The organism is Mesorhizobium sp. INR15 (assembly GCF_015500075.1).
Classification (GTDB): Bacteria; Pseudomonadota; Alphaproteobacteria; order Rhizobiales; family Rhizobiaceae; genus Mesorhizobium.
The window spans coordinates 219260-244527 of record NZ_CP045497.1 but is presented as its reverse complement, the minus strand read 5'-3'; the positions used below and the strand labels follow the sequence as shown (position 1 = coordinate 244527).

Here is a 25268-nt window from a genome sequence, read left to right as displayed (position 1 = left end):
TCGTCGGTCAATAATTTACGGTGATTGCTACTGTGTCGCTGTGGACGCCAGCCGCTGGCGTCGGTTGCGGAGGCTTTTCATCTTTCTGGGCGGCGTGCCAAAGTTCGTGGTCTGCGATAATCTCAAGGCTGCCGTCACCAATCCCGATCGCTACGATCCCGGGCTCAACCGAACCTACGCCGAGATGGTGAGCCATTACGGCCGATCCTCGCGGCGCGGCCGAGACGCCCGAAGGACAAGGCGAAAGTTGAGGTCGCCGTCCAGATCGCGCAACGCTGGATATTGGCGCGCTTGCGCAATCACCGGTACTTTTCCCTTGCGGAGCTGAACGTCGGCATCGGTGGACTCGTCGTCGAACTCAACGACCGCAAGATGCGCGGCTTCGGCTCCAGCAGGGCCGAACTCTTCGCCGAGATCGACAAGCTCAAGCTGGGAGAACTGCCGGACCAGCCATGTCTTTGCGCGCTGGAAGAGTTGCCGCGTCGCGCCTGACTATCATGTCGAGATCGACGGGCACTGGTATTAGCCCTTACCGCCTCATCCGCGAACTCGTCGATGTGCGCATCGCCGACAAGACGGTCGATCTTCCACATGGTCAGAGGATCGCCAGCCACGCCCGTGCGCCCAACCGGCGCGGCCACACGACGGTTGCCGATCACATGCCGAGCTCGCATCGCCGCTACGGCAAGTGGACGCGGGGAGGAATGATCGCGGCCGGCGAGAGGATCGATCCCTCCACCGCCGCCTTCTTTCAGGCTGTCATCGCTGACTGGCCCCATCCCGAGCAAAGCTTTCGCACCTGCCTCGGCATTCTGTCGCTGGCCAGGAGCTACGACGCCGCCCGCGTCGATCCAGCCTGCCAGCGCGGCATCCTCATCAAGGCGCGCTCCGTCACCTCGATCCGTTCGATCCTCAAGAACGGCCTTGATCGCGCTTTCCTCAATGAGGCGCCCGACCACCAACCTCTGCACCACGGCAACATCCGCAGTCAGGGCTATTTCCACTGAACCCAAGGAAATCTCAATGCTCACGCATCCCACCCATGAACGGCTGATCACGCTCGGCTTGACCGGAATGGCCAAAGCCCTTCGAGGAACAGCGATGATCGCCGGATCTCGATGCCCTGTCGTTCGAGGAGCGCATCGGGTTTCTTGTCGATCGCGAGGCGGCCGAGCGCGACACCAAACGTCTCACGACGCGCCTCAAGTTCGCCGCGCTGCGCCAAAACGCATGCGTGGAAGATGTTGATTTGCGCACGCTGCGCGGCATCGACCGCGCCGTCTGCGCCAGGCGCGGCGCCGGCGACTGGATCGACCGCAACGAGAACTTGCTCGTTACAGGGCAACCGGCCTGGCAAGAGTTGCCTTGCCTGCGCGCTTGGCTACAAAGCCTGCCGCGACAATCGATCGGTCCTCCATCATCGAGTCCCGCGTCTCTTCGAGGCGCTCGCCCTCGCACGTGGCGATGGACGCTATGCCCGGCTGCTCAAGACGCTCGGGCGCGTTCAGCTCCTCGTCCTCGATGACTGGGGCCTGTCTGTTTTCAACGCCTCCGAACGGCGCGACCTTCTGAAGATCCTCGACGATCGCCATGGGCGCGCAGCGGCCTAAAATGACAACCCAGATGCGCCAGAGCCTGCGCTAAATCAGCTCGCCATCTGTCTCAAAAACTCTGACGACGGATAGGCTCGCACGACAGAGAGCGCCACTACGGTTTCGTCTACGCAGCAGTGGCGGCGCTACCTACGTCAGACGTGTATATATATGTCGTCGCCCTCAACGGAGACTTCGAAACACCGCGTGCGGACCTTGGGATCGACCAGGAACTCTCCGGTTCGTATATCGAATTCCCATCCATGCCATGCGCAACGGACCACCTCCCCGGCACGCTCATAGACGAATTCCGTCTTGTCGGTTTGGCGGGTGGTTCCGCACACAGGTCCCTCGCAAAGCGCGGCGCCCCTATGCGGACAGACGTTCAACAGGGCGTGGTATCCGTCATTCAGCTTGAAAAGGCCGATGGAAAGCTTACCGAGAACCACGATCTTGGCTGCATCCGACGGAACGTCCAGTGCCTTGCAGGCATATTGCTTCGTTGTCATGCCTGCTCTCCTTATTCTGCAGCCATCGCAGTCGGGTGAGGGATGCGCCTGTAGGCGTCGAGCGCATTGAGGCCGAGCACCTTTTCGCGCCAGGCGGGCGGAATATGGAGCTTGGTCACGTCGTCATAGTCCCAGTGCGGGTAGTCGGAAGCGAAGAGCAGGGTGTTCTCACCGTCCATGGCCTCCAGCGTTGCCCACAGGTGCTGGATGTTCTGCGGCTGTTCAAGCGGCTGCGTGGACATGCGGATGTTGGATTTGAAGTATTCCGACGGCAGTCGCTTGAGCCACGGCGTCTCCTTGCGAAGCGCCCGGTAATTCGAGTCCAGCCGCCAGAGCACCGACGGAACCCAGGCCACGCCACACTCAATGATAACGACCTTGAGGTCCGGCCATCTTTCGAAGACACCCTGTGCGATCAGCGATGCCATGTGCGTCATCGCCGACTGCGGCAGGATCGCGTGGGTTTCCCAGAAAAAGGTCGAGGGGCCAGCGCCAATCGGATTCGCATTCAGGCCACCCTGGCCGCCGAGATGCATCGCGAATGGGAGGCCCATTTCGGCGCATGCCTCAAAGATGGGATGATAGAAGGGATCGCCATATGGCCGCTGCGCACCGTGGCTGACCAGGACCTGGACGACACGGGGGTGCGAACCAAGTCGGCGGATTTCCTCTGCCGCCAGCTTGGGGTCTTGTGGCGCGACGACTATCGATCCCCAGAATCGGCTGTCCTTCGGGAGCCAGTAGTCGATCATGTAGTCATTGTATGCCTTGCATAGCGCATTGGCGTAGTAGGGATTGGCAAGCGTGGAAGCTTCGATTGGCTCGTCACTAGTCAGGATCGCGACATTGATATCGTACTTATCGAGGTGCTTTTCCTTCATGATGAGATAGTTGTCATCTTCTTCGACGGGGTTGATGTCGTGACGCGCAAAGCCTTCCGGGTGGAACCAGGGGCGATGACCATGCGGAAACGCTCCACGCGGTCCAGTCTTTTCACCACGGACGAACATGTCCTTGAACAGCCCCTCCATATAGGGCTCAAGCACGGTGGCGCTGCACCAGTAATTATGGCAGTCGGTGTCGAGGATGAACATCTTGCTCTCCAATGCGTCGCCGGGCCGATTGATCGGCAGGTGGGTATGAGGTCCAACCTATTGACCTAAGATCAATCGGAAAATATCGGTCTATTTCCATTATTGATCGGAAAAGGCGATAGAGCCGATGAACATCCCTCTGCTGCTCACGTTCCTCGATGTCATGGAAACTGGGAATTTCAAGCGGACAGCCGAGCGCATGAACATCATGCAGTCGACAGTCAGCGCCCGCATCCGTCAACTGGAGGAGACGCTCGGAGTACGACTCTTCGAACGAGGGCGCGGTGGTGCCGAGCCAACACCTGCCGGGAGGCGTTTCGAGGGACACTGTCGGTCTTTCCTCACGATGTGGGGACATGCTCGCCGCGATGTGCTGAGCGGTGCCGCAGCGCGGAGACGCCGTCTCCACATCTCGTGTCAGTACAGCCTTGTCAGAGCATACCTGATGGACTGGATCGACAAGCTCAGGAGCGAAGAGGGCGATCTCGATCTACATGTCGAGATCAATTTCTCGTCCCAAATTCAGCGGGACATCCTCTCGGGCGAGACGGACATCGGCATCATGTTCGCGCCGCAACTGACGCCTGACGTCCAGATCGCCGACCTTGGAGCGGCCGAGTTCATCATGGTCTCGACGGACCACGAAGCTTTGGCGGACGTGGAGATCAGCCGCTATATCAAAGTGGCCTACACCAGTGCATTCGAACGTGCGCTGGACGAGGTGCTTCCGGAATTCGCGTTCCCGAGCATGGTGATCGGAAGCGACGACCTGGCCATTGAACTCCTGGGGCGACATGGGGGCACGCTGTACCTTCCCCGGTTCGCATTCGCGGGCGCGCAAAGCAAGGTCTCCGGTATAAGGATTGTGCAGGACGCACCGACGATACCACAACCAGTCTTTTCTGCTGTGCACATGCGTCGCCGACGAGACCCGGTTGTTGTTTGGGCGCTCAAGTCACTAAAACAGGTCATCGACCATCGATGATCGAATTTATCGATTGAAACCGAATTTTTACCGGATCAATTCAGATCGCCGAACTTGATATCCATGTCGCACCTATCGGAGATGCGTGCGATGCTAATGGATACTGCGTTTCGCTATTCCCTGTCTGCCGCCAACCGCCAGCCATGCTATCGCGGCGGCCCATGCACCCTCGTGTGCAAGGCCGTGATGGAGGAGACGCACGACAGCAAGACCCTCGTGTTCGAAGACAGCCAGAGCCGTAGCTTCGATTTCAAGCCCGGTCAGTATGTCACCTTCAAGTTCCGGATCGATGGCGAGCTATGTCCACGCGCCTACTCGATCTGTTCGACGCCGACCCGGCCGCATAATATCCAGATCACCGTCAAGCGGGTTCCGGGAGGCCTGGTGTCCAACTGGCTTAACGACAACCTGCATCCAGGAATGGAGGTCGAAATCGCCGATATCGGCGGCCATTTCAACTATCTCGACATTCCATCAGCCAAGCCGCTTTTTCTCTCCGGAGGATCGGGGGTGACCCCCGTGATGTCGATGCTGCAATACATCACCGATGTCGTCGATCGGACGGATGTCGTCTTTGTCTATTTCGCAAGGTCGCCGAAAGACATCATCTTCCGCGAGCAGTTGGAGTTCATCGCCAAACGCTTCCGGAACGTCAAAGTGCATCTGGTCGTGGGCGACGACAGCGAGCAGAAAGACTTTGGCGGAACGACTGGCCAGATTGGGGCAGAGTTAATGCGGACGCTCGTTCCTGACCTCGCCGAGCGTGAAATTTTCATGTGCGGTCCAGAGGGCTTCATGAAGGCCGCAAGGGCCATGGCCGAGGAGGTATCCGTCGCGGCCCTGCACGAGGAGAGCTTCGGCGAGAAGATCGTTGTCGAGGACACGGATGGTCTCGGCGGCGAGGTGTATTTTTCGCTGTCTGGCAAACAGGGGGCCTGTGCCCCAGGCGAGACCTTGCTGGAAGCGGCGTTGAACGTTGGGATTTGGATCGACAGTTCTTGCCAGCAAGGCGTCTGCGGAAGCTGCAAAGTGAAAATGACCCAGGGACACGTGGACATGGACGACCTGGGCGGCTTGTCCGACGACGAGAAAGCCGAAGGCTACGTCCTTGCATGTTGCAGTCGGCCGCGGGGCGCGATATCTCTCGAAGCTTGAATGAGCTTGTCATTTTTTGCCGTTACATCGGAATAGCGCGTGCTTGGGGTTACAAAACGCTATTTACTGTCATGGGCGGTGATGTCAGGTTAACTCCGCGGGGAGTATTTTGGGTTCCGTCGCAGATATTCGGCAAGGCAACAGTCAGCTATCTGCTGGACGCAATTCAGGCGGCGTTTGCCTCGAACTGCTCTTTGAGCGATGGGGCTGGGTTGAAGGCGAAGCGGCCCTGCCGCTTGCGCATCATGTGAACCATCTCGATGCCGGCGAATGTAACGGCTGGTCGCGAACGCCTTGAAGCCCAGCATCGGTCGCACCCGTCGCTTGATGCGCCGATGATCCTGCTCGATCCGGTTGTTCAAGTATTGGCTCTTGCGGATACGGATCGCCCTCAATGCTCGGCGCGACCTATCCCTCAAGCGGCTCTCGGCATCGCAGGAGATAATCGCTTCCCGATTGGTCTGGCTACCGTCGATGACAATGCGGTCCGGCCTGCCATGACGCTGCAAAGCCTTGCGCAGAAAGCGTTTTGCTGCCGGCAGATCACGATGTTGGCTGAACCAGAAAACGGTATCGCCGACGCTGTCGATTGCGCGGTAGAGGTACATCCACTCGCCACGAACCTTGATGTAGGTGTCATCCATATGCCATTTGCTGCCAACCGACCGCTTCCGGCGATTGAACTGCGTCAGCAGTAAGGGAGAAAAGTGAACCACCCAGCGATGGACCGTCGAATGGCCGACGCTGGTGCCGCGCTCCGCCTTCCTTCAGGTCCCGCAAGCTCAAGCCATAAGCCCGATACCACTGAACGAACAGCAAGATCACTGATCGGTCGAAATGACGGCCCTTGAACATGACACGGTCTCCAAAAATCGGAGCGTTCTCATCGCAGATACGAATTACCGCAAAGTTTGCAACAGAACCTGCCCACCACGTTCTATGGATGCGAAACTTCCCTACAACACCAGCTCCGCTGTCTTTACCGACATCTCAAACTCGTCGACTGCCCGAAGCTTCCGTGCCAGCCCCCAGCCCTTGACCAGGGCGTAGACCGCCGGGATGACAACGAGCGTCAGGATGGTCGACGAGACCATGCCGCCAATCATCGGCAGGCGATGAACCCGACCGCGACCGCGACCGAGGTGTTGAAGCCCAGCCACCACATCAGCCAGATGCCGCCGACCAGGGCGAATGGCAGCGACAACATCACGATCAGCGTCTCGGTCAACCTGCGGAAGTTGAGGAAGAGCAGTAGGAAGATGAGCGCCAGCGTAAGGGGCACCACGATCATGAGGCGCGCCTTGGTGCGCTTGAGATACTCAAACTGGCCGCTCCAGCCAATTGAGTAGCCGGAGGGCAGCTTGACCGTGCTGGATCAAAAAACGTATGGCTCGCCCCGCCTGCAAGCGATTTTTGACGGCATCTCAGTCTGCGCCAACGTATCCGGTCTCGGGGCAATGATCGTCCCCGGCCAAGATGGAGCTTACGCGCGTACCGATCCTCATAAAGACGTCGGCGTCTAACGCCATTTTTTTGGTCAGGATGTCGGCACACCGTTCGACTGTCAGGCCATCTTTTCAGTCCACTCACAGACAACGCCGGCCTGAAGGTCTCCCTTCCGGCCGATCTCTGATTATTCGACCGACGGCAACGCCGCCATCTGGAACGGACGCCCGCTTCTCAGCACCGCCCAGATGATCCTGGCCATCTTCGCCGCTAGCGCGACGACAGCCGTGTTCATATGAGTTCGCGACAGCAGGCCTCGAAGCCATTCGCCCAACAGCGTCTTCCCTTTGGCAAGGGACGCCAGCGCTGCTCGTGCTCCATGGATCAGCATCCTACGAAGATAGCCGTTGCCGCGCTTGCTGATCCCCAGAAGCTTAGGCTTACCTCCGGTCGTCATTTGTCGAGGCACGAGTCGAAGCCAGGCCGCAAGGTCACGGCCCCGGCCAAACGTCTCGGCCTTTCCGACCGACGCTACGAACGCGGTCGCATTCAATGGGCCGATCCCCGGGATCGTCGAGAGCAGCTTCATTGATGCGTCCGTGCGAGCGAGGGTCGCGAACTCCGCGTCGAAGGAGACGATGCGGGCATCGAGGGCGCGCCACTCGGCTCGCATGTCCTCGATCAGAACCCGGATCCGACGGCCGATCGCCATCTCTCCGGCGAGAAGCTGTTCCAGTCGGAGTTCAAGCTTGCGCCGCCCCTTGGCAATCATGATTCCCCGCTCGAGCAAAATCGCCCGAAGCTGGTTGATCAGAGTCGTGCGCTCGCCAACCAGCCGATCTCGAGCCCGGTGCAGGCTCTGCATGTCGAGTTGCTCGTCGCTCTTCAGATCGACAAAGCGCATCGTTGGGCGGGTCGCGGCTTCCGCTATCGCCTCGGCATCCCGATCGTCGTTCTTCTGCGCTTTCACGTAGGGACGAACATATTCGGGAGACATCAGCCGTACATCGTGGCCCTGCTCACGAAGCTGCCGGCCGAGATGATGGGCGCCGCAACAGGCTTCCATCGCCATCACGCAGGCCGGCATTCCCGCCGCCAGCTTCACCACGCTGTCCCGACGCATCCGGCGCCGCAACAGCACGTTCCCGGCTTCGTCCAGCCCGACAACGCTGCAAACGTCCTTTCCAAGATCTATACCAAGAACCTTGATCTCATTCATCGGCTCAACTCCGTGCCAGACTCATCGACGACGCAATCATGCGCCGAGGGAAAGGGGCGAGCCATTCCATAAAGAAGACTTTGTGGCTTCGAGATCGGCGATCAGCCAATTTGGCGGAAAACCCATTGGAATGCTTGCCGCAATCAAAGTCTGACCTCGCGACTAGTCCCCAGGGATGTGCCCGTGTTCGCCGGGTCGTGCAAAGGCACAATTTAATGCAGACGTGATGGTCAACCGCGGATCGCCCTTGCCGCCTTCTGCAGCAGTTCGAAAGCGGCGAACCGCCTGTCGTGCAGGGCTTCTGGCGATCCGCCTGCCGGACGATAGATCTGGCCCATCGTGGACATTCCGGTCATCGCCGATATCAGATCCGGGTAGTGTCCGGCGGCCACCGCGCCCAACATGGCGGAGCCAAGCAACACCGGTTCTGGAGAGGTCGATCCGGCGACCGTCAGCCCTGTCGTGTCTGCCAGAAGCTGGCGCACCAGTTCGCTCTGTGCGGCGCCGCCGCTGACGACGATGGTGTCGATGGCCAAATTTTTCTCGGCCATCGCTGCCACGATCTGGCGCACGCCATAGCCAAGCCCGCACAGGCCGGCGACATAGAGCGCGACCAGGCTGTCGAGGGAAGTGTCCATGCCCAGCCCGGCGATCAGGCCCTTGGCTTCAGGGTCGGCGAAGGGCGAGCGGTTGCCGAGGAATTCGGGAACGACATGCAACCCGTCCGCAAGGTGGGCCGCCGAGGACAAATCGGCGGACTGCTCTGCCGCCTGCTGGCCAAGCCATGCGGCAAGGCTGACGCCTTGCGCCTTGGCATGGGATGCCGCTTCGTCCGTGGCCGGGTGGAAGCTGACGAGATGATCGATGGCAGCACCCGCCGCCGATTGGCCGCCTTCGCTGAGCCACAGGCCCGGCACCATGGAGGAGAAATAGGGCCCCCAGACGCCGGGCACGAAGGCCGGCTCGCTGGTGCTCGCCATTGTGCAGGCCGAGGTGCCGAAGACATAAGCCATTCTCGACTGCAACGTACCGGCATCTCCCTTGCCACCGACAGTGCCTACACCGCCGGCATGGGCATCGATCAGCCCGGCCGCGACCGGCGTTCCCGGCAGCAGGCCGAAATCGGCGGCTGCATCTCCAGTCAAGCCGCCGGCAAGGGCGGTGCCGCCCTCGACGATCTCGGTGCCGATCCGGGCAAAGCCTTCTTCGGCGAGTGCGCCAAGGCCGATGGCGCGGAAATACGCCTCGTCCCAGCGCCGCTCATGGCCCAGATAGGTCCATTTGCAGGTGACAGTGCAGATCGAGCGCGCCAGGCTGCCGGTCGAGCGCCAGGTCAGATAGTCGGTCAGGTCGAAGAAATGCTCGGCCGCGGCAAAACTTTCGGGCATGTTTTCGCTCAGCCACAAAAGCTTGGGCGTCTCCATCTCCGGCGAGATGGCGCCGCCGACATAGTCGAGTACGGCGTGCTTGCCGGCATTGATGCGTTGCGCCTGGTCGCGGGCGCGATGGTCCATCCAGACGATGATGTTGCGCTGACTGTTGCCCGAACGGCCGACGGCGAGTGGCACGCCGCCCTGCCCGACGACGACCAGCGAGCAGGTCGCGTCGAAGCCGATGCCGGCAATGTCGCACGGACCAAGGCCGGACTTCGCAACCGCCTCGCGTACGCTGGCGCAGACCGCGTGCCAGATGTCCTCGCTCGACTGCTCGGCGATTTCGCCGGGCTCGATGAACAAGGCGATGTCGCGCTTAGCCGAGGCCAGCATGGTGCCGTCACTGTCGAACACCCCTGCCCTGGCGCTGCCGGTGCCGACATCGATGCCGAGGAAGTGGGAGGGCATGGGGGAACCTCGAGGTGGGGAATAGGCAGTAGGCAGTAGGCAGTAGGCAGTAGGAGATGGTCAGTCGTGAACGGTCGGTTGCAAGAGCCTCTCCCCTATTCCCTATTCCCTACTGCCTATTCCCTACTGCCTCACAAATCATTGCTCTGCGGCAGGATCACCAGATCGCGGATGGTGATGTTCCGTGGGCGCGTCAGCATGAACAGCACGGCTTCGGCGACCTCGGCGGGTTGCATCAGGCCGCCGGCCGCCAGCTCCTCGTCGAGCTTCTCTTTTGGCCAGTCGCTGATTAGTGCAGTCACCACGGGTCCCGGCGCCACGGCGCCGACGCGCAGGCCATGCTTGGCGACCTGGCGGCGGACCGTGTGGACGAAGGCCTGCACGGCATGTTTGGACGCGGTGTAGATCGGCTCCCAGACGACGGGCACGAGCCCGGCGATCGAGCTGGTGACGATGATGTCGCCGGTCTTGCGCCCGACCATGTGCGGCAGCACGGCGTGCACGGAGCGGAACACCGAATTGATGTTGAGGTTCAGCATGCGGTCCCAGGCATCCGGATCGCCGCCGAGGATCTCGCCGCCGACATAGGCGCCGGCATTGGCATGGAAGATGTCGAGCTGGCCGGCCTTCTCCAGTATCTGCGGCATCATGGTGGCGACGCTGGACGGCTTCATCAGATCGACCACCACCGGGATCGCCTGCGGCCCAAGCTCCGCGCAAACTTCTTTCAGCCTGTCCTCGGCACGGTCGACCAACGCGACCCGTACTCCGGCGGCGATCAGCGCCCTGGCACATTCCAGGCCGATGCCTGATGCGGCGCCGGTGATCGCCGCCACCTTGCCTGTTAAATCCTGAGCCATGTTGGTCCTCGTTGTTCGTTGGGTGTGATTGTCTGGCATGGCCGCGAAGATCGGTTGTCGATCTTCGCGGCATGCTTGCGGGGGTTCAGGCCCGGCCGTGGGAAACCCGCGAGCGGCGCGCCAGGGAGTCGACGATGACCGCGATCGCCAGAACGGCGCCGGTGATCATGTAGCGAAGCGACGACGACAGATCGAGCAAGGTCAGCCCGCTGGCGATCGACTGGATGACGATGATGCCGAGCAGCGCCGAATAGGCACTGCCGCGGCCGCCGAACAGGCTGGTGCCGCCGATAACGGCCGCCGCGATGGCGTTGAGGTTGACGTCGCCGGTGCCCGCCTGCTGGCTGGCCGAGGCAAGGCGGGCGGCCGACAGCACACCGCCGAGGGCGGCGAACATCGAGCACATTGCAAAGGCGCTGAGATAGATCAGCCGCACCTTGATGCCGGCGCGCCGCGCCGCCTCGCGATTGCCGCCGACGGCGGTCATCGAGCGGCCCCATTTGGTGCGGGTCAGCGCATAGTTCATCGCCACGACGAGGCCGACGAACAGACCGAACATCCACGGAATGCCGCGCGCCTGGTTGAGGTAGGCAACGATCAGCTCGAGCACGATCGTCAAGGACGCGACCTTTACGAGCAGGCCACTAACCGAGGGCGCCGACAGATTGACGGCGCGGCGGCGGTTGACGGTGCGCAGGCCGGTGATCAGCATGACGATGCCGGGAACAGCAGCTAGTCCGAAGGACACCCATTTGGGCATGACCAGAAGCTGGCCGAAATTCACCAGGTTCGAGCCGTAGGGCAGATTGATAGAGCCGGTGGAGCCGAGGATGTAGAGCTGCAGGCCGAGTACCGCGAGCAGGCCGGCCAGCGTCGAGACGAAGCTCGGCATGCCAAGCCGGTTGAACAACAGCGCGTAGAGCGAGCCTATCAGCCCGCCGAAGGCGACAGCGGCAAGGATGGCGAGCGCCACCGGCCAGCCCTGGTTGACCCACAGCGTGCCGACCAGGGCAGAGGCAAAGCCGCTGATCGAGCCGACGGAGAGGTCGATCTCGCCGACCATCAGCACGCAGACGATGCCAAGCGCGATGACACCAACCGTCGAGCAGTCGAAGAGCAGGTTGACGAGGTTGCTGCTTGAAAGGAAAATGGGGTTAATGCTGGCGAAAACGGTCCAGATGATGACCAGCCCGACGACGACCGGCAGCGATCCAAGGTCGCCTGACCGAACGCGGTCTAGAAAGGTGTGGATCGTGCCACTGAAGCCTGTCGCTTGCTTCACCCGCACGTCGCTGCGGTCGAGCGCCGGAGGTACGTCTTGCTTGATCTCGGCGCTCATGGCTGTTGCTCCTGCTTCTGCTCGGATTGGGCCTGGCGCCGTTCAGCGCGGCGCGACACCGCGTTGTTGGAAGCGCCAGTGATGGCGCTGACCAGTTCCTGGTTGGAGGCGTCGGGAGCGAAGACGCCGTTGTTGCGGCCGAGCCGCAGCACGACGATGCGGTCGGCGACGGCGCGCACGTCTTCCATATTGTGGCTGATCATCAGCACGCCGAGGCCGCGCTCGCGCACCCGGTCGATGAGGTTCAGCACCTCCGCCGTCTGGGCAACGCCAAGGGCGGCGGTCGGCTCGTCGAGCAGGATGACTTTTGGTTCCAAGAGCAGCGAGCGGGCAATCGCCACGGTCTGGCGCTGACCACCCGACAGCGAGGCGACCACCTCGCGCACGCTGGGAATGCGCGCCGACAATTCGTTGAGCAGCGTCCAGGCGCGGATTTCCATCGCCACTTCGTCCAGCCGCATCGGATTGAGTTCCTTGCCGAGGAAGATGTTGGCGACGACGTCGAGGTTTTCGCACAGCGCCAGGTCCTGGAAGACTGTGGCGATGCCAAGCGTCAGCGCGGCACTCGGGTCGGGCATGGTGACGTGGTTGCCGCGGAAATTGATCGTTCCCGAGCTTGGCTGGTGGACGCCTGCAAGGATCTTGACCAGCGTCGACTTGCCGGCGCCGTTGTCGCCGACCAGCGCCACGACTTCGCCCGCATGCACGTCGAGATCGACGTCGGTCAGTGCCGAAACCGCGCCGAAATGCTTCGAGATCCCGCTCAGGCTGAGCACCAGCTCGCCGGTCGAAACCGGTCCTTCGAGAGTGTCGGTCATGGATGGCAAACCTTTCCGGATGGCGGCTCAAGGGTGGTCTTCGGCGTCCGGCCGCGATGGCGGCCGGACGTGTTCTTGTTTGACCATGATCTAATCCGAAACCCGATATCCACTTTTTGCTGCGCTGATCGTCGGTTCGTGACCGTGGTCGGTGCGATCACTTGATGCCGAGCTTCTTGCAGCCTTCGACGTAGCGGTCGACGCAGAGTTCGGCGGCCGTGTTGATCTTCTTGTCAATGATCTCGGCCTTGAGGTTTTCCTGCGTCACCACGGCCGGCGTGAACAGCTGTGATGGCGTGTCATATAGCTTCATTTCTGCTTTCGGCGTCTCGCCCGACAAAAGCTGCACGGCAACTTGAGCGGCGGCCGCCGCGACGGTCTCGCTCGGCTTGGAGATGGTGTTGTACTGGTCGCCGGCGATGATCAGCTGCAAGGCCGCGATCGTCGCATCGTTGCCGGTGATTGGCGGCACCGGATCGACGCCGGCTGCCTTGAAGGCCGCGATGGCGCCACCACCGGTGCCGTCATTGGCTGCGACCACGCCGAGGATCTGCCCGGCGAAGCGGGTGATCTGGCCGCTCGCCCACTGCTGTGCCTTCGGCGGCGCCCATTCCGGCGTGTCGTATTCGGCCAGGATCTTGTAGCCGCTGTTGTCCAACCCTTCATGAATGCCCTTCTTGATCAGGCCGGCGGCCGCGTCGGTGGGCGAACCGTTGATCTGCAGCACGCCGCCCTTAGCGGGATCGACCTTGAGCGCCTTCAAATGCGCGACGAGGGAGTCGGCGATGGCCTTGCCGATGCCCTCATTGTTGAAGGAGACGTAGAAATCGGCCGGCGTGCTGGGAACCGGTCGGTCATAGGCGATGACCTTGACGCCCTGGCTCTGCGCCAGCTTGACCAGCGAGGCGGCGGCGGTCGAGTCGACCGGGTCGAGCACGATCGCCTTGGCACCCTGCGAGATCACCGAATTGAACTGCTGCTGCTGGCGCGAGACGTCGGCGTCGGCATTCTGGTAGAGCACCTTGCAGCCGGGGCAGAGCTTCTTCATCTCAGCGACGAAGCCGGGATAGTCGTGCTGCTCGTAACGCGTCGAGGCCTGGTCAGGCATCAGGAAGGCAACGGTGGCGTCAGTGACGGGCGCGGCAAAGGCCGCGGTGCCGCTCAGCAGACAGAGTGCCAGCGCTGCTGCGCCGGTCGATTTCCAAACAAATCTGGTCATTCGAATGTCTCCGTTTCAAGGAATGGTTTCACTATAGCCTGACGCGCATTTCCACGCCCAGGCACTTGACTGCAAGTCGAACAGTTGAGAGGATTCTTTGTCTGAAACATCGGCCCTATCCGCTTGGATCAGTGGTCTATATTGCTGGATTTCAGGACAAGCGATCTCCAGCACGGGGCGCCTCCAACGCACCCCGCGTTTCTTCCTTCTGCAAATATCTAGGCTCCTCCCGGTCCTCCCTGTTAGGCGGCAATCTCCGCGCTTATGTTTTCCGCCAGCAAGGCCCGGAAGCGCGAAGGCGACATGGCCTTCTGCACCAAGAACTGGCGGTTGAAATTCGAGATGTTGTTGTAGCCGGCGGCGTAGCAGATCTCGGTGATCGACATCTGGTCTTGGCTCATCAACAACTGGCAGGCGAGATTGATGCGCAGCCGGTTGACGTACTGGACCAGCGCCATGCCGGTGTGGCGGCGGAAGCTGCGCGAAAAGGCGCTCGGGCTGCGGCCGGCAATGGCGGCAAGGTCGCTTTCGCTGAACGGCTCGGTGAGATGGGCGTTGATGTAGGCGAGCGCCTCGTTGACGCCGGCCGACATGAAGCCGGAGGGATCAGGCAGATAATTGGCGCTGGTCAGTGGCCGGACATCGGCGGCGCGGCTGAGGATATCGACCAGCGTCATGAACAGCGCGATGCGGCGCACGCCTTGCGCCTCGACCAGTTCGGCCAGCGCCGGTCCGGCAAGCTCTGCCGTCGCAGCCGAAAACAATGCACCGCGGCGGCTGAGCTCCAAAATGTCGGTGCAGCCGGCAAGTTCGGGAAGTGCGGTCGTGGCCTCGGCGATAAATTCTTGCGAGAACTGGACGACGCGGCCGCGCAGCGGCACGCAAACGCCGGCCGGCACGTCGCTCACCCAATTGTGCGGCAAATTGGGGCCGGTGAGCACGAGGTTGCCCGGCTCGAATTCGCCGATGAAGTCGCCGACGAAATAGCGGCCCGTGGTGGCAACGACGTGGTGGATTTCGTACTCGGGATGGAAGTGCCAGCGCACGGTGTGGAAGGGGTAGCCGTGGGCCCAGGCCTTGAACGACTCCCCGCGTCTGATCTGGACGACTTCCAAGTCCGGATTCATCTTCGTTCCTCCCGGCGCCGGTCCGGTCTTGCGACCAGTTGCAGTGCCTTGTCCCGCAGGCCGCGTATTCCCGCTTGCCTGCTGTTATTGAAGCTTAGGCGGGAATTGAGGCAGCCGCTACCACAGCTTGTCCATCTGATTGATACTTTTTTAACATTTTAGCGCGCGCGGCACGCCGTCTCATCGGTCAGGACAGCTTCCTCGGCGATCTACACCCGATATCCGCATCCCGAGCGCCGCCGATGACAGCTTACAGCGTGACAGTTTGAACATCGAAGTCAGTTTTTCGAACCCAGGTGTCTAGGACGAATCCACATTCATCGTAACCACAAGCAGATTGCGGCTATGTGGACGAAGGCGAGGAAGTAGTCTGCGCGTCGATCGTAACGGGTTGCGAAGCGGCGGAAGTGCTTGAGTTTGTTGAAGCAGCGTTCGATGCGGTGACCATCGATCCGCTGCGCGGACGCCAGGGTGAGCGGGTGTGCCGCTCGTGTTGCTCGGCGGCTTGGTCGCGCATCAGCTCGAAGGCGTTGCGTCGTTCGATCATTGTCTGGCCATCACCCGTCAGCCGTTCTAGCTCGTTCGCCTTTACCCTCGGAGCCATCCTGTTCGCGTTGCCCACGGCGCTGTGCCTGCTCGTTGTCGTCCAGCTCGCGTTCGATCCGATCGGTGGGCTCTCGGTGGAAGACGTTGACGGTCGACCAGAGAAGATCATCAAGGTCGGCCTCGAGGCGGGTGTCTTCCTTGAGGAAAGTCGGGCGTTTACGCCAAAACCGCAAACCCCCAGGCAATCTGTTCCAATCTGCATTCTTTGCATCAGCGCGGTTCGCTACCTTCGAGCGAATATGATCTGAGTGGCGAACAACTTTCTCCAACCACGAGCGCGGGCTGGAAAACCACGTTGCGGGCAGGCAGGGTGACCTTGCCTTCGATCCGGTCGACCAGCATGCGCAATGCCTCATTTGTCATGTCGGTAACCGGATGCTCGGTACGGGTGAGGCGGGGCTTTAAGCCGCCTGCTCCAGCGACCGTGTCGGTCGATGCGATCGATATGTCCTCGGGGCAGCGCAGTCCAAGATCAGCAACGGCGCGCATGACGCCGATGGCCATGACGCCATTGGCCACGTAGAGGGCGGTTGGTCGATCCGGCTGTCCCAGGAGGTCGCGCGCGACCGAATAGGCGGTGTCTTCGCGGAACTCTCCGGAACGGACATGCCCGGCCTTCGGGGTTAGCCCGCGCGCTGCCATCGCATCGAGCATGCCTTGCAGGCGCCCACTGCCTGTCGTCAATTGCATGGGCCCGGTGATGGAGCCGATATGACGGTGGCCAAGATCCAGGAGGTAGTTGGTCGCCTGCCTGCCGGCCGACAGATTGTCGATGGTCACTGTGTCCACGCCGGCGTCGCCGATCGAACGGCCGAGCAGAACCACCGGCATTCCACCCTCGAAGTCCCGGCGTTGATAATGGCTCTCCGGACCCACCGGAACGACCACCGAACCGTCGCATCCGAGCGTTCGAATGCGTGAGAGGATGCGCTTTTCAATGTCGGGCTTTTCGTCACTGTTGAACAGCACAAGCGAGTAGCCCCAGGCGGCGACCGCCGACTCGGCCGCCGTGACGATGCGTGCATAAAACGGGTTTGCCAGATCGGCCACCGCAAGCGCGATCAACTGGCTGCGGCCGCTGCGCAGGTTGCGTGCCACCAGGGACGGCGCATAGCGAAGGTCGCGCACGGCGGCGAGCACGCGACTACGCAAGTCAGGACTTACATAAGAAGTATCGTTGACAACCGCAGACACCGTCGCCGTCGACACACCGGCGGCCTTTGCGACGTCTTTTATGGTGGCCATATGCTCTCTTAGCTAATCGTTTAGCTGAACCTATCGCGATTTTGTGGCCCATTTTTTGCCATTTTGCACGAATTTTCTTGCGGAGCTGCCTCAGATGGGAAAATCTGCCGAAACGGTTAGCCGCTCACAGGGTTGGAATTGCGCGTCTAACCTCACAAGGGAGAGAGAACCATGAAAAATCTGACGTTCGGCGTTGTCGCCGCAGCCCTGGCGTTCTCGGGCGCGCAGGCAAGCGCCGCCGACAAGCCGCTGCTCGGCATCGTGTCGATCAGCGCCACGGAAGCCAACAATGTCCGCTACATCCAGGGCGCGACCAAAGCCGCCGATGAACTCGGCTGGAAAGTAACTGTCGTCGACGCGGCGGGCAATGCAGACCAGGCCAACGCGGCCATCCAGAATTTCGCCCAGCTGGGCGCGCACGCCATTGTCGATATGGTATTCCCGTTCTCGTCGATCGGCGCCGGGCTCGATGCTGCAGGCTCCGCCGGGATCCCTGTCGTCACATGGGGCGGCGGGCTGGGCGGCACCGTTGCTGCCACCAATGGCTCGGGTGGCCCGATGGCCATCCCGGTGGTGGAGCTGATGCTCAAGAACATGAACGGCAAGGGGTCCATCCTCGCCCTCACCTATCACACGGGCGAAGTTTGCCGGAACCGCGAGCAGGTCATGGATGAAATGGCGGCCAAATATCCGGACATCAAGGTGACCAAAAATGAAGTGCGCATTCCCGGCTACTTTGAGGATGGCGCCCAATACGCCAATGCCTGGCTTGCTTCGCACCCGGCTGGCGGCGAGAACCTGGCGATCTGGGGCTGCTGGGATGATCCGGCGATCGGCGCCATCGGGTCGCTGCGTGCCCAGAACCGCACCGATGTGATGGTGTACGGCATTAACGGGAATGCCCAGGCCCTCGAAAACATCAAAAACGGCTTCATGACCGCGACGGCTTGGCAAGACAGCTTCACCGAAGGCTATAACATGGCAAAGATCATTGAGGAGATCACCGCGGCCGGGAAGAGCTGGGCACCCAAGGCCGCCGAAGTTCCGGCAGTCATGGTGACCAAGGATACGGTGGCTGATTTCCTGACCAAACATCCCGAGGTGATCAAGTAGGCGCAGTCAGCTTTTGACCGACAGAATAGCAGGAGATGCGACAATCGAGATGGAGACGTCAGCGGCTCCTCCATTTCTCGCCGCGCGCAACATCAGCAAGGCCTTCGGTGGCGCTCAGGCGCTAAAAAATGCCTCCTTGGATATCGTAGCAGGGGAGGTTCACGGTCTGGTCGGCGCCAATGGCGCCGGCAAGTCGACGATGATCAGGATTCTTGCTGGCCTCAACCATCCGGATGGGGGCTCGATCGAGGTCGATGGGCAGACCGTCGGCATCGAGTCAGCGCATCGTGCGACGGAATTCGGGATGAGCTTCATTCACCAGGAACTGGCTTTCATTCCCGGGATGAACGTCCTCCAGAACATCATGCTGGGCGTGCCCAAGCGATCGCGCTTCGGCTTGACCGACTGGGCGGGCATCGCCCGCGACGTCGAGCCCATTGCAAGACGTGTCGGCATCACCGCGTCCCTCAACGCCAATGTGAAAGGACTGTCGACCGCAGAAAATTGGTTGATCAATATTTGCCGTGCGCTGGTCCGCAAGTCGCGACTTATCGTGATGGACGAGCCGACCGCCTCGCTCTCCGCCATCGAGAGCGAGAAGCTGTTCGCCATCATCAGGGATCTCTCTGCGTCCGGTGTCGCGGTGCTTTATGTTTCGCATCGCCTAGATGAGATCCTGAACCTTTGCGACCGGGTATCGGTGTTGCGTGACGGCAATTCCGTCGCCGAATTCACCCGCGCCGGACTGACGAAAAAGACGCTGGTGGAAGCGATCGTCGGCGCTGCCCAGGTCGGAAGCGACAGCCGACCCGAGTTTGCGCCGCAGAACCATGAGATCGTTCTCAGCGTTCAGAACCTTACGCGCCTGCCCAAGGTGCGTGGCATAAGTTTCGAACTCCGCCACGGCGAGGTCCTGGGCATCGGTGGGCTGGTCGGTGCCGGACGCAGCGAACTGGCGCGGCTGATCTATGGTGCCGATCGCGCCGATGGGGGCAGGATGACGCTCCGAGGCAAGCCTTACGCGCCGAAATCGCCTGCGGGCGCAGTTGCCGCCGGGCTTGGCCTGGTGCCCGAGGAACGGCGTACCGAAGGGCTTTTCCTGTCGAAGAGCGTCGCCTTTAATCTCGGTCTTGCCAATTTGAGCAAGCTTGTGCTCAGTCGCAGGCTACCGTTGCTCAGCCGAAAATCGCAGTCGTCGCTCGCCCGCGAGACAATGGCCCTGCTATCGATCAAGGCGGGAAGCATCGACACTCCTGTTGGTCGGCTGAGCGGCGGCAACCAGCAGAAGGTGGTCATCGGCCGCTGGTTGCAGCGCGCGCCGCATATCCTCATTCTCGATGAGCCGACCCGCGGGGTCGATGTCGGCGCTCGCGCGGAGATCCACCGCCAGATCCGTGGCCTGGCAAGCGCTGGCATGGGGGTTCTCGTCATCTCGTCCGAACCCGATGAACTACCAGACCTTTGCGATCGCGTGCTGGTGATGGCGGAAGGCCATGTCGTTCGCGAATTAAGCGGCCCATCCATGTCGCGCTCCGCTATCGTCGAGGCAAGCTATGGTGAGCAGCAGCCATTGACCAAGGGAATGACCACATGAGCAATGTTTCGATGGCCAACAGGCGCCTCACCCCGCGCGCCAAGGCCGCGCTTGGGATTTTCGCGCGCTACGCGACCATCCTTGGATTGCTGGCAATGATCGTGGCCTTTTCTATCCTGTCGCCAAAGGCGTTCTCGACGCTCGGCAATTTTACCAACGTTCTCAACCAGGCGTCGCTTGCCATGATAATTGCCGGTGGCCTGACACTGGCAGTCGTTGTCGGCGAGCTCGACCTGTCGATTGGTTTTGCCGCCAGCCTGCACGGCATTCTGGTCACCGGCTTCATCGTGCATGACAAGCTGCCGATTCCCTTGGCCATTGTCATCGTGATCGCCCTTGGCGCGCTGATCGGTCTCGTCAACGGGTTCATCGTAACAAAGATGAAGGTCAATTCGGTGATCGCGACACTCGGCGTCGGGACCATCATCACGGGCCTTGCCTTCGCCTACTCCGCCGGTGTGCCCATAGTTGCCGGCGTACCCGAGACCTTTCTGCAGCTTTCGCTTGGCCGCTGGCTCTTCGGTATCCCCAACAACATCGTCGTCATGGTCTTTGTGCTGGGCATCCTGTGGGTGCTGGTCGAGCGCACTTCCATCGGCCAGGAGATACAGGCGGTCGGCGGCAATCCCGCGGCGGCGCGCTTGGCCGGTATCAACGTCGATCGCATCAAGACGCTTGGCTTCGTGATTTCCGGCATGTGCGCCGCCCTCACCGGCATTCTCCTTGCGTCGCGCCTGGGTAGCGGCACGACAAGTGCTGCCGATTCCTATCTTCTGACGGCGTTCGCGGCTGTATTCCTCGGCTCGGCAACGTTACGTGATGGCGAATTCCATGTCGTAGGCACATTGGTCGGCGCCCTGATCATCGCCTTCGGTTTCAACGGCCTCAATATTTTCGGCGCCCCGACCTTTTCCCAATATGTATTTCAGGGCGCCATCCTGATTATCGCGGTAGGCCTTTCGAGCCTTGGCCGCTCGCTGGCAGAAAGCTGAGGAGGATCACATGGCACAGACTGAGAACTGGGAAATCTATGTCATCGAGTTCGCACGATCGAAGAACCAGCCATGGGTCGATCTTGTCAACGGGATGTACGATGACGGCCCTACGGACCTGCCTTTTTCATTCATTCTGGCGCGGCGCGGCAACCGGAACGTCCTCGTGGACACCGGCTTCATGAAGGACGAAACCGGCCCGAACTTCTCTGACAAGTTCGGCATACCGTGGTGGATTTCGCCCGTTCGCATGCTCGGCGAACTGGGGCTTGCGCCAGACGACATCACCGACATCATCATCAGTCACGCGCATTTCGACCACATGGGCTCGATCGATCAGTTTCCGAAAGCCCGCCTCTATCTTCAAAAGCAGGAGCTGTTGTCCTGGCACGAGGCGATGGCGCTGCCGCCGCAATACGGCTTCCTCACCGCAATCATCGATCCCGACGATCTGCGCGCCGCCTTCGACGCCTCGGTCGAACACCGGCTGACCCTGGTCGATGGTGACCGCGACGATCTTCTGCCGGGCATCCATGTGAGGCTGGGGCAGGGTCACACCATGGGCCAGCAATTCGTCATCGTAGAGACGTCGCGCGGCCGCATCGTGCTTTCGGGTGATTGCGTCTACTCGTCGCGCCAGCTCACCGGCCATAATCATGACGGCGTCTACCAGCCGCTCAACAATGCCGTCGGCAGCGTATGGGACCAGCTAAAGACCATCGACCGCATCAATACCGAGATCGCAGGCAACCTCGACCAACTGATTATCCTGCACGACTCTGAACGTTGGAAGGGCCTCCCGGTGCTCAAGGAGGTCGAGGGATTCCGCATCGTCAAGGCAGCATGACGATCGTCTGTTCGAAGCTCAGAGACCTAACCGGAAGCGCGTCCAACTGTGCCATAGATGCAGCTAGACTAGTTTCCGTTCACAAACGTCAAGCTGTTGATTTTATTTGCCTAAATCGTGACTTTGCACAGGCAAGGCCCGGCGGGTTCAGGTACACTTTGGTTTCATGCCACTGATTCCAATGCACAATCTGCAACCGCCGGAGCCGACAATGCGCCAAGAACGCACCGTCCAAGCCAGCTTATTCGATCTTTTCGCCACACACGAGATCGGCCACGAACGGAAGGCGATGTCGCAGTGGCTGGACGAGCACCGCGATCTGCTTGGTTTGGTGGCGCGAGATTTGGTTCGGTGCAGCGTCAGGGCCACCGGACGGCAAGGCCTACCTGCCGAGGCGGTGTTGCGCTGCGCGCTTCTCAAGCAATACCGGCAGTTGACCTATCAGGAGCTGGCCTTCCATCTCGAGGATTCAGCCTCGTTTCGCGCCTTTGCCCGGCTGCCGTGGTCCAGAAGTCGGTGGTGCAAAAGACGATCAGCGCGAACCGGCCCGAGACTTGGGAGCAGATCAATCGGGTGCTGCTGTCGAATGCCCGACAGGCAAAACTGGAAGATGGCGGTGTCGTGCGGCTGGACAGCACTGTGACCTCAGCACTCATGCACGAGCCGAGCGACAGCAGTCTGGTGTGGGAGGCTGTGCGGGTAATGGTACGCCTGTTGAAGCAGGCTGATGCCTTGGCCAGCGGCGCCGGCTTGGAATGGCACGATCACTGCCGCGCGGCCACAAGATACAGTTGACGCCGGACGAGGCCTACTTCAATGCGCTGTCATCAATCCCGATGGCAGCCTAACCAAGGCAGAAATCCACTCAACGACAGCCCTGAAACTGTTCAGACAAACCAAGCCACCTCTAACCACGCGCAACAGGCCTTGGTGCCCCCTGATCTTGCGCGCTCGCTTTTCCAGACCAAGCTCGACCCGACTTGCCGCCAGCCTGGCAACAGTGAAGAGTGCCAGGATGATCACGAGTTGATACAGCGACCAAAGTTGCGCGAGTTCGGCAAGCTGAACCTGGAGCCAAGCCAGAATTTCGAAAACCAAACCTTTGATGTCCATGCGTTCAGTTTAGACGGGATCGCACGGCCGGCAAGCATTTGGGAATCATCTTGAGTGGAAGGGCTCGACCTCGATCGCACGAAACTCTTTTCGCTAGGTCGAGAACATTTTGTCCGCTGCGAGAAGCCCATCATGGGCCGCTTCTAGTGACAATGCCTCCACCATCGGCCGGAATCGCCGCATGATCCTGCACAAAGAGACGGTGCGCGGCGAAGAATCTTAGCTGAACCGCCAATCCCAGCCACGCCAGCTCCGGTTTTTCGTTCACAAAATCAATGTCGGAAAAGCTCATCGCCCAATCAGATCTCCACCCGAAAGACCAAGACCCATAGCGTTGGTGCACGAATAAGATTTCAACGATTTTTGCTTATTCGGCTGAGATCCCCACCAGCGTGAATGAATCAGCATGCCACACAAACATAACGCCGACCGCCGTCATCGCATCGGTAAAATGAAGTTCAAAGTGACGAACTGCGCGGAATATGAGGCCGGCCTTTGCCGCCGTGGCAGTTTGACCGTTTGGCTCACGCCGGAAGCTCTTATCGGTTGGGCCGCCCCGCGTCGCAAGACGCGTGGTGGCCAGCCGCGCTACTCTGATCTGGCTATCGAAACTACTTTGATGCTGGGCATGGTGTTTGGGCTGCGGCTGCGCCAAAGCGAAGGACTTTTGCGTTCGGTGCTTGATATGATGGGATTGGATCTGTCTGTGCCCGATCACACCACGTTGAGCCGGAGGGCCAGAACCTGGAAGCCATCTGGCAGAAGCAACCACCGACAGCATGTGGCGGGCAGCTCCATTCATGTTCTGGTAGACAGCACCGGGCTGAAGATCTATGGCGCCGGCCAATGGCTGGAAGAACAGCATGGGGCAAAGTCCCGGCGTGGCTGGCGAAAACTGCACTTGGCGGTTGATGCCGACAGTGGCGAGGTCATTGCACATAGTCTGACTGATCAGGAGACAGGCGATGCCTCGCAGTTGGAACCGTTGCTGGACCAGATCAACGAAGAGATCGGCCAGTTCACTGCGGATGGAGCCTATGATGGCTATCCAAACTACGACGCTGTGCTGCGTCATAGTGCGGGTGCTCAGGTCGTCATTCCACCATCGAACTCGGTTGAGCGGCCCAGCGCCCAGTCGTGCTGCCAGAGAGACGACCACATTGCATCCATGCAGATAGATGGCCGGCTGAAATGGCAGACATCTACCGGCTATGGCAAACGAGCTTTGGCTGAAACCGCGATGGGCCGATACAAGGGCTTCATTGGGCCGCGTTTGCGTGCCCGCTCATTCCTTTCTCAACAGACAGAGGCTGCGATCGGCGTCAGCATTTTGAACCGAATGCTTGCCTGTGGACGCCCGAAATCCGTGCGTTGCGAGGTATCGGCGGAGGGAACGAAATAGGCGACATCTCAAAGAGCGAATGCTGACCTTCTGCTGATCCGCGCACCAACGCCCAGCAAGAACTTTCGACGCACTTTGCGAGGCTCTCGGCGACATCTGTTATCTGTCCGAGCCAACCGAATGCAGAAACTCCTTTAAAGCGGCCGGCTATAAGGCCAGTCAATCGCGACACGCTTTAGACTAGCGAAGAACGGTTGACTACCAAAGCTGTGTCGAGCGATCCGTCGAACGCGGCCAGCACGTTGCGAACCGTCGCCTTGCCCATTTCGACCAGACACTCCGATGTAAGCGCAGCGCAGTGCGGGCTAAACACGATGTCCTCACGGGCCAGTAACGGATCGCCGGCGGGCAGCGGTTCGCGCGCGAACACATCCAGTCCGGCCCCGTGCAGATGGCCGGCGTCCAGTGCGGCGATCAACGAAGGCTCGTGAACGATACCACCCCGCGCAGCATTGAGGAGAATCGAACCTGGCTTCATTTGGGTCAGCGCATCCGCATCGATTAGGTTGCGGGTCTTTTCGCCTAACGGCACATGCAGCGAGACTACGTCTGCCTTTGAAAGCGCCTCCTGCAGACTATCGAAGAAGAGTACGTCGGGGAAGCGGTCCCTTTCCACGAAAGGATCGTAAGCCGTGATCGACATACCGAACGGGCGAGCACGCGTTGCGAATTCCTGACCGATGCGGCCATATCCAACGAGAAGAAGCGCCTTGCCCCGAAGTTCGACCGTCGCGAGTCGAGTGCGGATACCGAAGTCGCCTGCCCGGACGGCACGGTCGAAGCGGGCTCCATTCTTGGCGACAGCCAGCATCAGGAACAACGTATGCTCGGCGACCGAAACGGCGTTGACGTCGCCGATGATCGTCACGGGGATCCCGCGCTCCGAACAGAAGGCGACCGGGATATTGTCATAACCGACGCCGTGGCGCGAGATTACCTTAAGGTTGCGGGCCCCCGCGAGGGCTGTGGCGGGCAGCGGCGCATCCCGGATGGTGATGGCATCTACGTCGCCGACCCGCGCCGCGATGGCGTCCGCGCTGGTGTCGGTAAGCACCTCAAATGTGACGTCATCACGTGCCGAGAAGAGGTCTAAGGCCGGCTGGGCGATTTGCTGGATGACGAGAACTTTTTTGGGATTTTTCATTGGGTTTA

At 60.7% G+C, this 25268-nt stretch carries 22 protein-coding genes and 7 pseudogenes; 12 read left to right on the top strand and 17 right to left on the bottom strand.

Annotated features, from left to right (window positions below):
* Positions 1–73 precede the first annotated feature (73 nt).
* The 3 genes and pseudogenes from GA829_RS33520 to GA829_RS37415 form a co-directional block, all read left to right on the top strand.
* A pseudogene (locus tag GA829_RS33520) lies at positions 74–1007 on the top strand (Mu transposase domain-containing protein); the annotation flags it as partial.
* Between the two features lie 116 nt (positions 1008–1123).
* Positions 1124–1288: pseudogene (locus tag GA829_RS37420) on the top strand (ATP-binding protein); the annotation flags it as partial.
* Positions 1242–1610 (top strand): ATP-binding protein, encoded by a 369-nt coding sequence (locus tag GA829_RS37415; RefSeq protein ID WP_308462359.1) that lies wholly within the window; start codon positions 1242–1244, stop codon positions 1608–1610. The pseudogene GA829_RS37420 and the gene GA829_RS37415, both read left to right, overlap by 47 nt.
* A gap of 137 nt (positions 1611–1747) precedes the next feature.
* Here the strand turns inward: GA829_RS37415 and GA829_RS33510 are convergent, their stop codons facing one another.
* Both GA829_RS33510 and GA829_RS33505 read right to left on the bottom strand, forming a co-directional pair.
* Positions 1748–2101 (bottom strand): Rieske (2Fe-2S) protein, encoded by a 354-nt coding sequence (locus tag GA829_RS33510; protein ID WP_195180097.1) that lies wholly within the window; start codon positions 2099–2101, stop codon positions 1748–1750.
* An 11-nt stretch (positions 2102–2112) separates the two neighbouring features.
* Entirely contained in the window at positions 2113–3195 is a 1083-nt protein-coding gene (locus GA829_RS33505) for an amidohydrolase family protein (protein WP_195180096.1), read from the bottom strand.
* Between the two features lie 127 nt (positions 3196–3322).
* Here GA829_RS33505 and GA829_RS33500 point away from each other — a divergent pair, with 127 nt between their 5' ends.
* Together GA829_RS33500 and GA829_RS33495 are read left to right on the top strand one after the other, a co-directional pair.
* Entirely contained in the window at positions 3323–4180 is an 858-nt protein-coding gene (locus GA829_RS33500) for a LysR family transcriptional regulator (protein ID WP_195180095.1), read from the top strand.
* 96 nt (positions 4181–4276) lie between these two features.
* Complete coding sequence (locus GA829_RS33495) at positions 4277–5335, top strand: FAD-binding oxidoreductase (RefSeq protein WP_258052412.1); 1059 nt, start codon at positions 4277–4279, stop codon at positions 5333–5335.
* A gap of 166 nt (positions 5336–5501) precedes the next feature.
* On the opposite strand, the pseudogene GA829_RS33490 reads toward GA829_RS33495, so the two are convergent.
* Positions 5502–6190, bottom strand: a pseudogene (locus GA829_RS33490) (IS6 family transposase).
* A gap of 101 nt (positions 6191–6291) precedes the next feature.
* Positions 6292–6704 (bottom strand): annotated as a pseudogene (locus GA829_RS33485) (efflux RND transporter permease subunit); the annotation flags it as partial.
* On the opposite strand from GA829_RS33485, the gene GA829_RS33480 reads away from it, so the two are divergent.
* Entirely contained in the window at positions 6697–6858 is a 162-nt protein-coding gene (locus GA829_RS33480) for a hypothetical protein (RefSeq protein WP_195180093.1), read from the top strand. The pseudogene GA829_RS33485 and the gene GA829_RS33480 overlap by 8 nt on opposite strands.
* 110 nt (positions 6859–6968) lie before the next feature.
* On the opposite strand, the gene GA829_RS33475 is transcribed toward GA829_RS33480, so the two are convergent.
* The 10 genes and pseudogenes from GA829_RS33475 to GA829_RS33435 form a co-directional block, all read right to left on the bottom strand.
* Complete coding sequence (locus tag GA829_RS33475) at positions 6969–8000, bottom strand: IS110 family RNA-guided transposase (protein ID WP_195180092.1); 1032 nt, start codon at positions 7998–8000, stop codon at positions 6969–6971.
* 230 nt (positions 8001–8230) lie between these two features.
* Entirely contained in the window at positions 8231–9841 is a 1611-nt protein-coding gene (locus GA829_RS33470; protein WP_195180091.1) for an FGGY-family carbohydrate kinase, read from the bottom strand.
* Positions 9842–9972: 131 nt separating this feature from the next.
* Complete coding sequence (locus tag GA829_RS33465; protein WP_195180090.1) at positions 9973–10701, bottom strand: SDR family oxidoreductase; 729 nt, start codon at positions 10699–10701, stop codon at positions 9973–9975.
* 85 nt (positions 10702–10786) lie between these two features.
* A complete protein-coding gene (locus GA829_RS33460; RefSeq protein WP_195180089.1) occupies positions 10787–12040 on the bottom strand; it encodes a sugar ABC transporter permease in 1254 nt (417 codons plus the stop codon).
* Positions 12037–12858: an ATP-binding cassette domain-containing protein gene (locus GA829_RS33455; protein ID WP_195180088.1), complete on the bottom strand. Its 822-nt coding sequence runs from the start codon at positions 12856–12858 to the stop codon at positions 12037–12039. Before GA829_RS33455 ends, GA829_RS33460 begins: the two co-directional genes overlap by 4 nt.
* A gap of 157 nt (positions 12859–13015) precedes the next feature.
* Complete coding sequence (locus tag GA829_RS33450; protein WP_195180087.1) at positions 13016–14077, bottom strand: ABC transporter substrate-binding protein; 1062 nt, start codon at positions 14075–14077, stop codon at positions 13016–13018.
* Positions 14078–14319: 242 nt separating this feature from the next.
* Entirely contained in the window at positions 14320–15204 is an 885-nt protein-coding gene (locus tag GA829_RS33445) for a helix-turn-helix domain-containing protein (protein WP_195180086.1), read from the bottom strand.
* Between the two features lie 317 nt (positions 15205–15521).
* A pseudogene (locus tag GA829_RS33440) lies at positions 15522–15641 on the bottom strand (IS5-like element ISNeu3 family transposase); the annotation flags it as partial.
* Positions 15626–15944 (bottom strand): annotated as a pseudogene (locus GA829_RS37030) (hypothetical protein); the annotation flags it as partial. The pseudogenes GA829_RS33440 and GA829_RS37030, both read right to left, overlap by 16 nt.
* A gap of 76 nt (positions 15945–16020) precedes the next feature.
* On the bottom strand, positions 16021–17055 hold the full coding sequence (locus GA829_RS33435; protein WP_195180085.1) for a LacI family DNA-binding transcriptional regulator: 1035 nt from the start codon (positions 17053–17055) through the stop codon (positions 16021–16023).
* Between the two features lie 171 nt (positions 17056–17226).
* On the opposite strand from GA829_RS33435, the gene GA829_RS33430 reads away from it, so the two are divergent.
* The 5 genes and pseudogenes from GA829_RS33430 to GA829_RS33410 all read left to right on the top strand — a co-directional run.
* Entirely contained in the window at positions 17227–18168 is a 942-nt protein-coding gene (locus GA829_RS33430; protein WP_195180084.1) for a sugar ABC transporter substrate-binding protein, read from the top strand.
* 49 nt (positions 18169–18217) lie between these two features.
* A complete protein-coding gene (locus GA829_RS33425; RefSeq protein WP_195180083.1) occupies positions 18218–19762 on the top strand; it encodes a sugar ABC transporter ATP-binding protein in 1545 nt (514 codons plus the stop codon).
* On the top strand, positions 19759–20754 hold the full coding sequence (locus tag GA829_RS33420; RefSeq protein ID WP_195180082.1) for an ABC transporter permease: 996 nt from the start codon (positions 19759–19761) through the stop codon (positions 20752–20754). Before GA829_RS33425 ends, GA829_RS33420 begins: the two co-directional genes overlap by 4 nt.
* A gap of 10 nt (positions 20755–20764) precedes the next feature.
* A complete protein-coding gene (locus GA829_RS33415) occupies positions 20765–21601 on the top strand; it encodes an N-acyl homoserine lactonase family protein (RefSeq protein ID WP_195180081.1) in 837 nt (278 codons plus the stop codon).
* A 211-nt stretch (positions 21602–21812) separates the two neighbouring features.
* Positions 21813–22387, top strand: a pseudogene (locus tag GA829_RS33410) (transposase); the annotation flags it as partial.
* Between the two features lie 27 nt (positions 22388–22414).
* Here GA829_RS33410 and GA829_RS33405 read toward each other — a convergent pair.
* Both GA829_RS33405 and GA829_RS33400 read right to left on the bottom strand, forming a co-directional pair.
* A complete protein-coding gene (locus tag GA829_RS33405) occupies positions 22415–22714 on the bottom strand; it encodes a hypothetical protein (protein WP_195180080.1) in 300 nt (99 codons plus the stop codon).
* 130 nt (positions 22715–22844) lie between these two features.
* Complete coding sequence (locus GA829_RS33400) at positions 22845–23006, bottom strand: hypothetical protein (RefSeq protein WP_195180079.1); 162 nt, start codon at positions 23004–23006, stop codon at positions 22845–22847.
* Positions 23007–23120: 114 nt separating this feature from the next.
* Between GA829_RS33400 and GA829_RS33395 the strand changes: the two genes are divergently transcribed.
* On the top strand, positions 23121–24116 hold the full coding sequence (locus tag GA829_RS33395) for an IS5 family transposase (protein WP_195180078.1): 996 nt from the start codon (positions 23121–23123) through the stop codon (positions 24114–24116).
* A 175-nt stretch (positions 24117–24291) separates the two neighbouring features.
* On the opposite strand, the gene GA829_RS33390 is transcribed toward GA829_RS33395, so the two are convergent.
* Positions 24292–25260, bottom strand: coding sequence for a hydroxyacid dehydrogenase (locus tag GA829_RS33390; RefSeq protein WP_195180077.1), 969 nt, complete (start codon positions 25258–25260; stop codon positions 24292–24294).
* Positions 25261–25268 lie beyond the last annotated feature (8 nt).

Bases quoted from the DNA above. Each gene is read 5' to 3' on its own strand.
- GA829_RS33465 (WP_195180090.1), bottom strand. From the start codon at position 10,701: ATGGCTCAGGATTTAACAGGCAAGGTGGCGGCGATCACCGGCGCCGCA.
- GA829_RS37415 (WP_308462359.1), top strand. From the start codon at position 1,242: ATGTTGATTTGCGCACGCTGCGCGGCATCGACCGCGCCGTCTGCGCCA.
- GA829_RS33500 (WP_195180095.1), top strand. From the start codon at position 3,323: ATGAACATCCCTCTGCTGCTCACGTTCCTCGATGTCATGGAAACTGGG.
- GA829_RS33450 (WP_195180087.1), bottom strand. From the start codon at position 14,077: ATGACCAGATTTGTTTGGAAATCGACCGGCGCAGCAGCGCTGGCACTC.
- GA829_RS33415 (WP_195180081.1), top strand. From the start codon at position 20,765: ATGGCACAGACTGAGAACTGGGAAATCTATGTCATCGAGTTCGCACGA.
- GA829_RS33400 (WP_195180079.1), bottom strand. From the start codon at position 23,006: ATGAGCTTTTCCGACATTGATTTTGTGAACGAAAAACCGGAGCTGGCG.
- GA829_RS33445 (WP_195180086.1), bottom strand. From the start codon at position 15,204: ATGAATCCGGACTTGGAAGTCGTCCAGATCAGACGCGGGGAGTCGTTC.
- GA829_RS33505 (WP_195180096.1), bottom strand. From the start codon at position 3,195: ATGTTCATCCTCGACACCGACTGCCATAATTACTGGTGCAGCGCCACC.
- GA829_RS33390 (WP_195180077.1), bottom strand. From the start codon at position 25,260: ATGAAAAATCCCAAAAAAGTTCTCGTCATCCAGCAAATCGCCCAGCCG.
- GA829_RS33435 (WP_195180085.1), bottom strand. From the start codon at position 17,055: ATGGCCACCATAAAAGACGTCGCAAAGGCCGCCGGTGTGTCGACGGCG.
- GA829_RS33420 (WP_195180082.1), top strand. From the start codon at position 19,759: ATGAGCAATGTTTCGATGGCCAACAGGCGCCTCACCCCGCGCGCCAAG.
- GA829_RS33430 (WP_195180084.1), top strand. From the start codon at position 17,227: ATGAAAAATCTGACGTTCGGCGTTGTCGCCGCAGCCCTGGCGTTCTCG.
- GA829_RS33475 (WP_195180092.1), bottom strand. From the start codon at position 8,000: ATGAATGAGATCAAGGTTCTTGGTATAGATCTTGGAAAGGACGTTTGC.
- GA829_RS33405 (WP_195180080.1), bottom strand. From the start codon at position 22,714: ATGGACATCAAAGGTTTGGTTTTCGAAATTCTGGCTTGGCTCCAGGTT.
- GA829_RS33510 (WP_195180097.1), bottom strand. From the start codon at position 2,101: ATGACAACGAAGCAATATGCCTGCAAGGCACTGGACGTTCCGTCGGAT.
- GA829_RS33495 (WP_258052412.1), top strand. From the start codon at position 4,277: ATGGATACTGCGTTTCGCTATTCCCTGTCTGCCGCCAACCGCCAGCCA.
- GA829_RS33470 (WP_195180091.1), bottom strand. From the start codon at position 9,841: ATGCCCTCCCACTTCCTCGGCATCGATGTCGGCACCGGCAGCGCCAGG.
- GA829_RS33460 (WP_195180089.1), bottom strand. From the start codon at position 12,040: ATGAGCGCCGAGATCAAGCAAGACGTACCTCCGGCGCTCGACCGCAGC.
- GA829_RS33455 (WP_195180088.1), bottom strand. From the start codon at position 12,858: ATGACCGACACTCTCGAAGGACCGGTTTCGACCGGCGAGCTGGTGCTC.
- GA829_RS33395 (WP_195180078.1), top strand. From the start codon at position 23,121: ATGCCACACAAACATAACGCCGACCGCCGTCATCGCATCGGTAAAATG.
- GA829_RS33425 (WP_195180083.1), top strand. From the start codon at position 18,218: ATGGAGACGTCAGCGGCTCCTCCATTTCTCGCCGCGCGCAACATCAGC.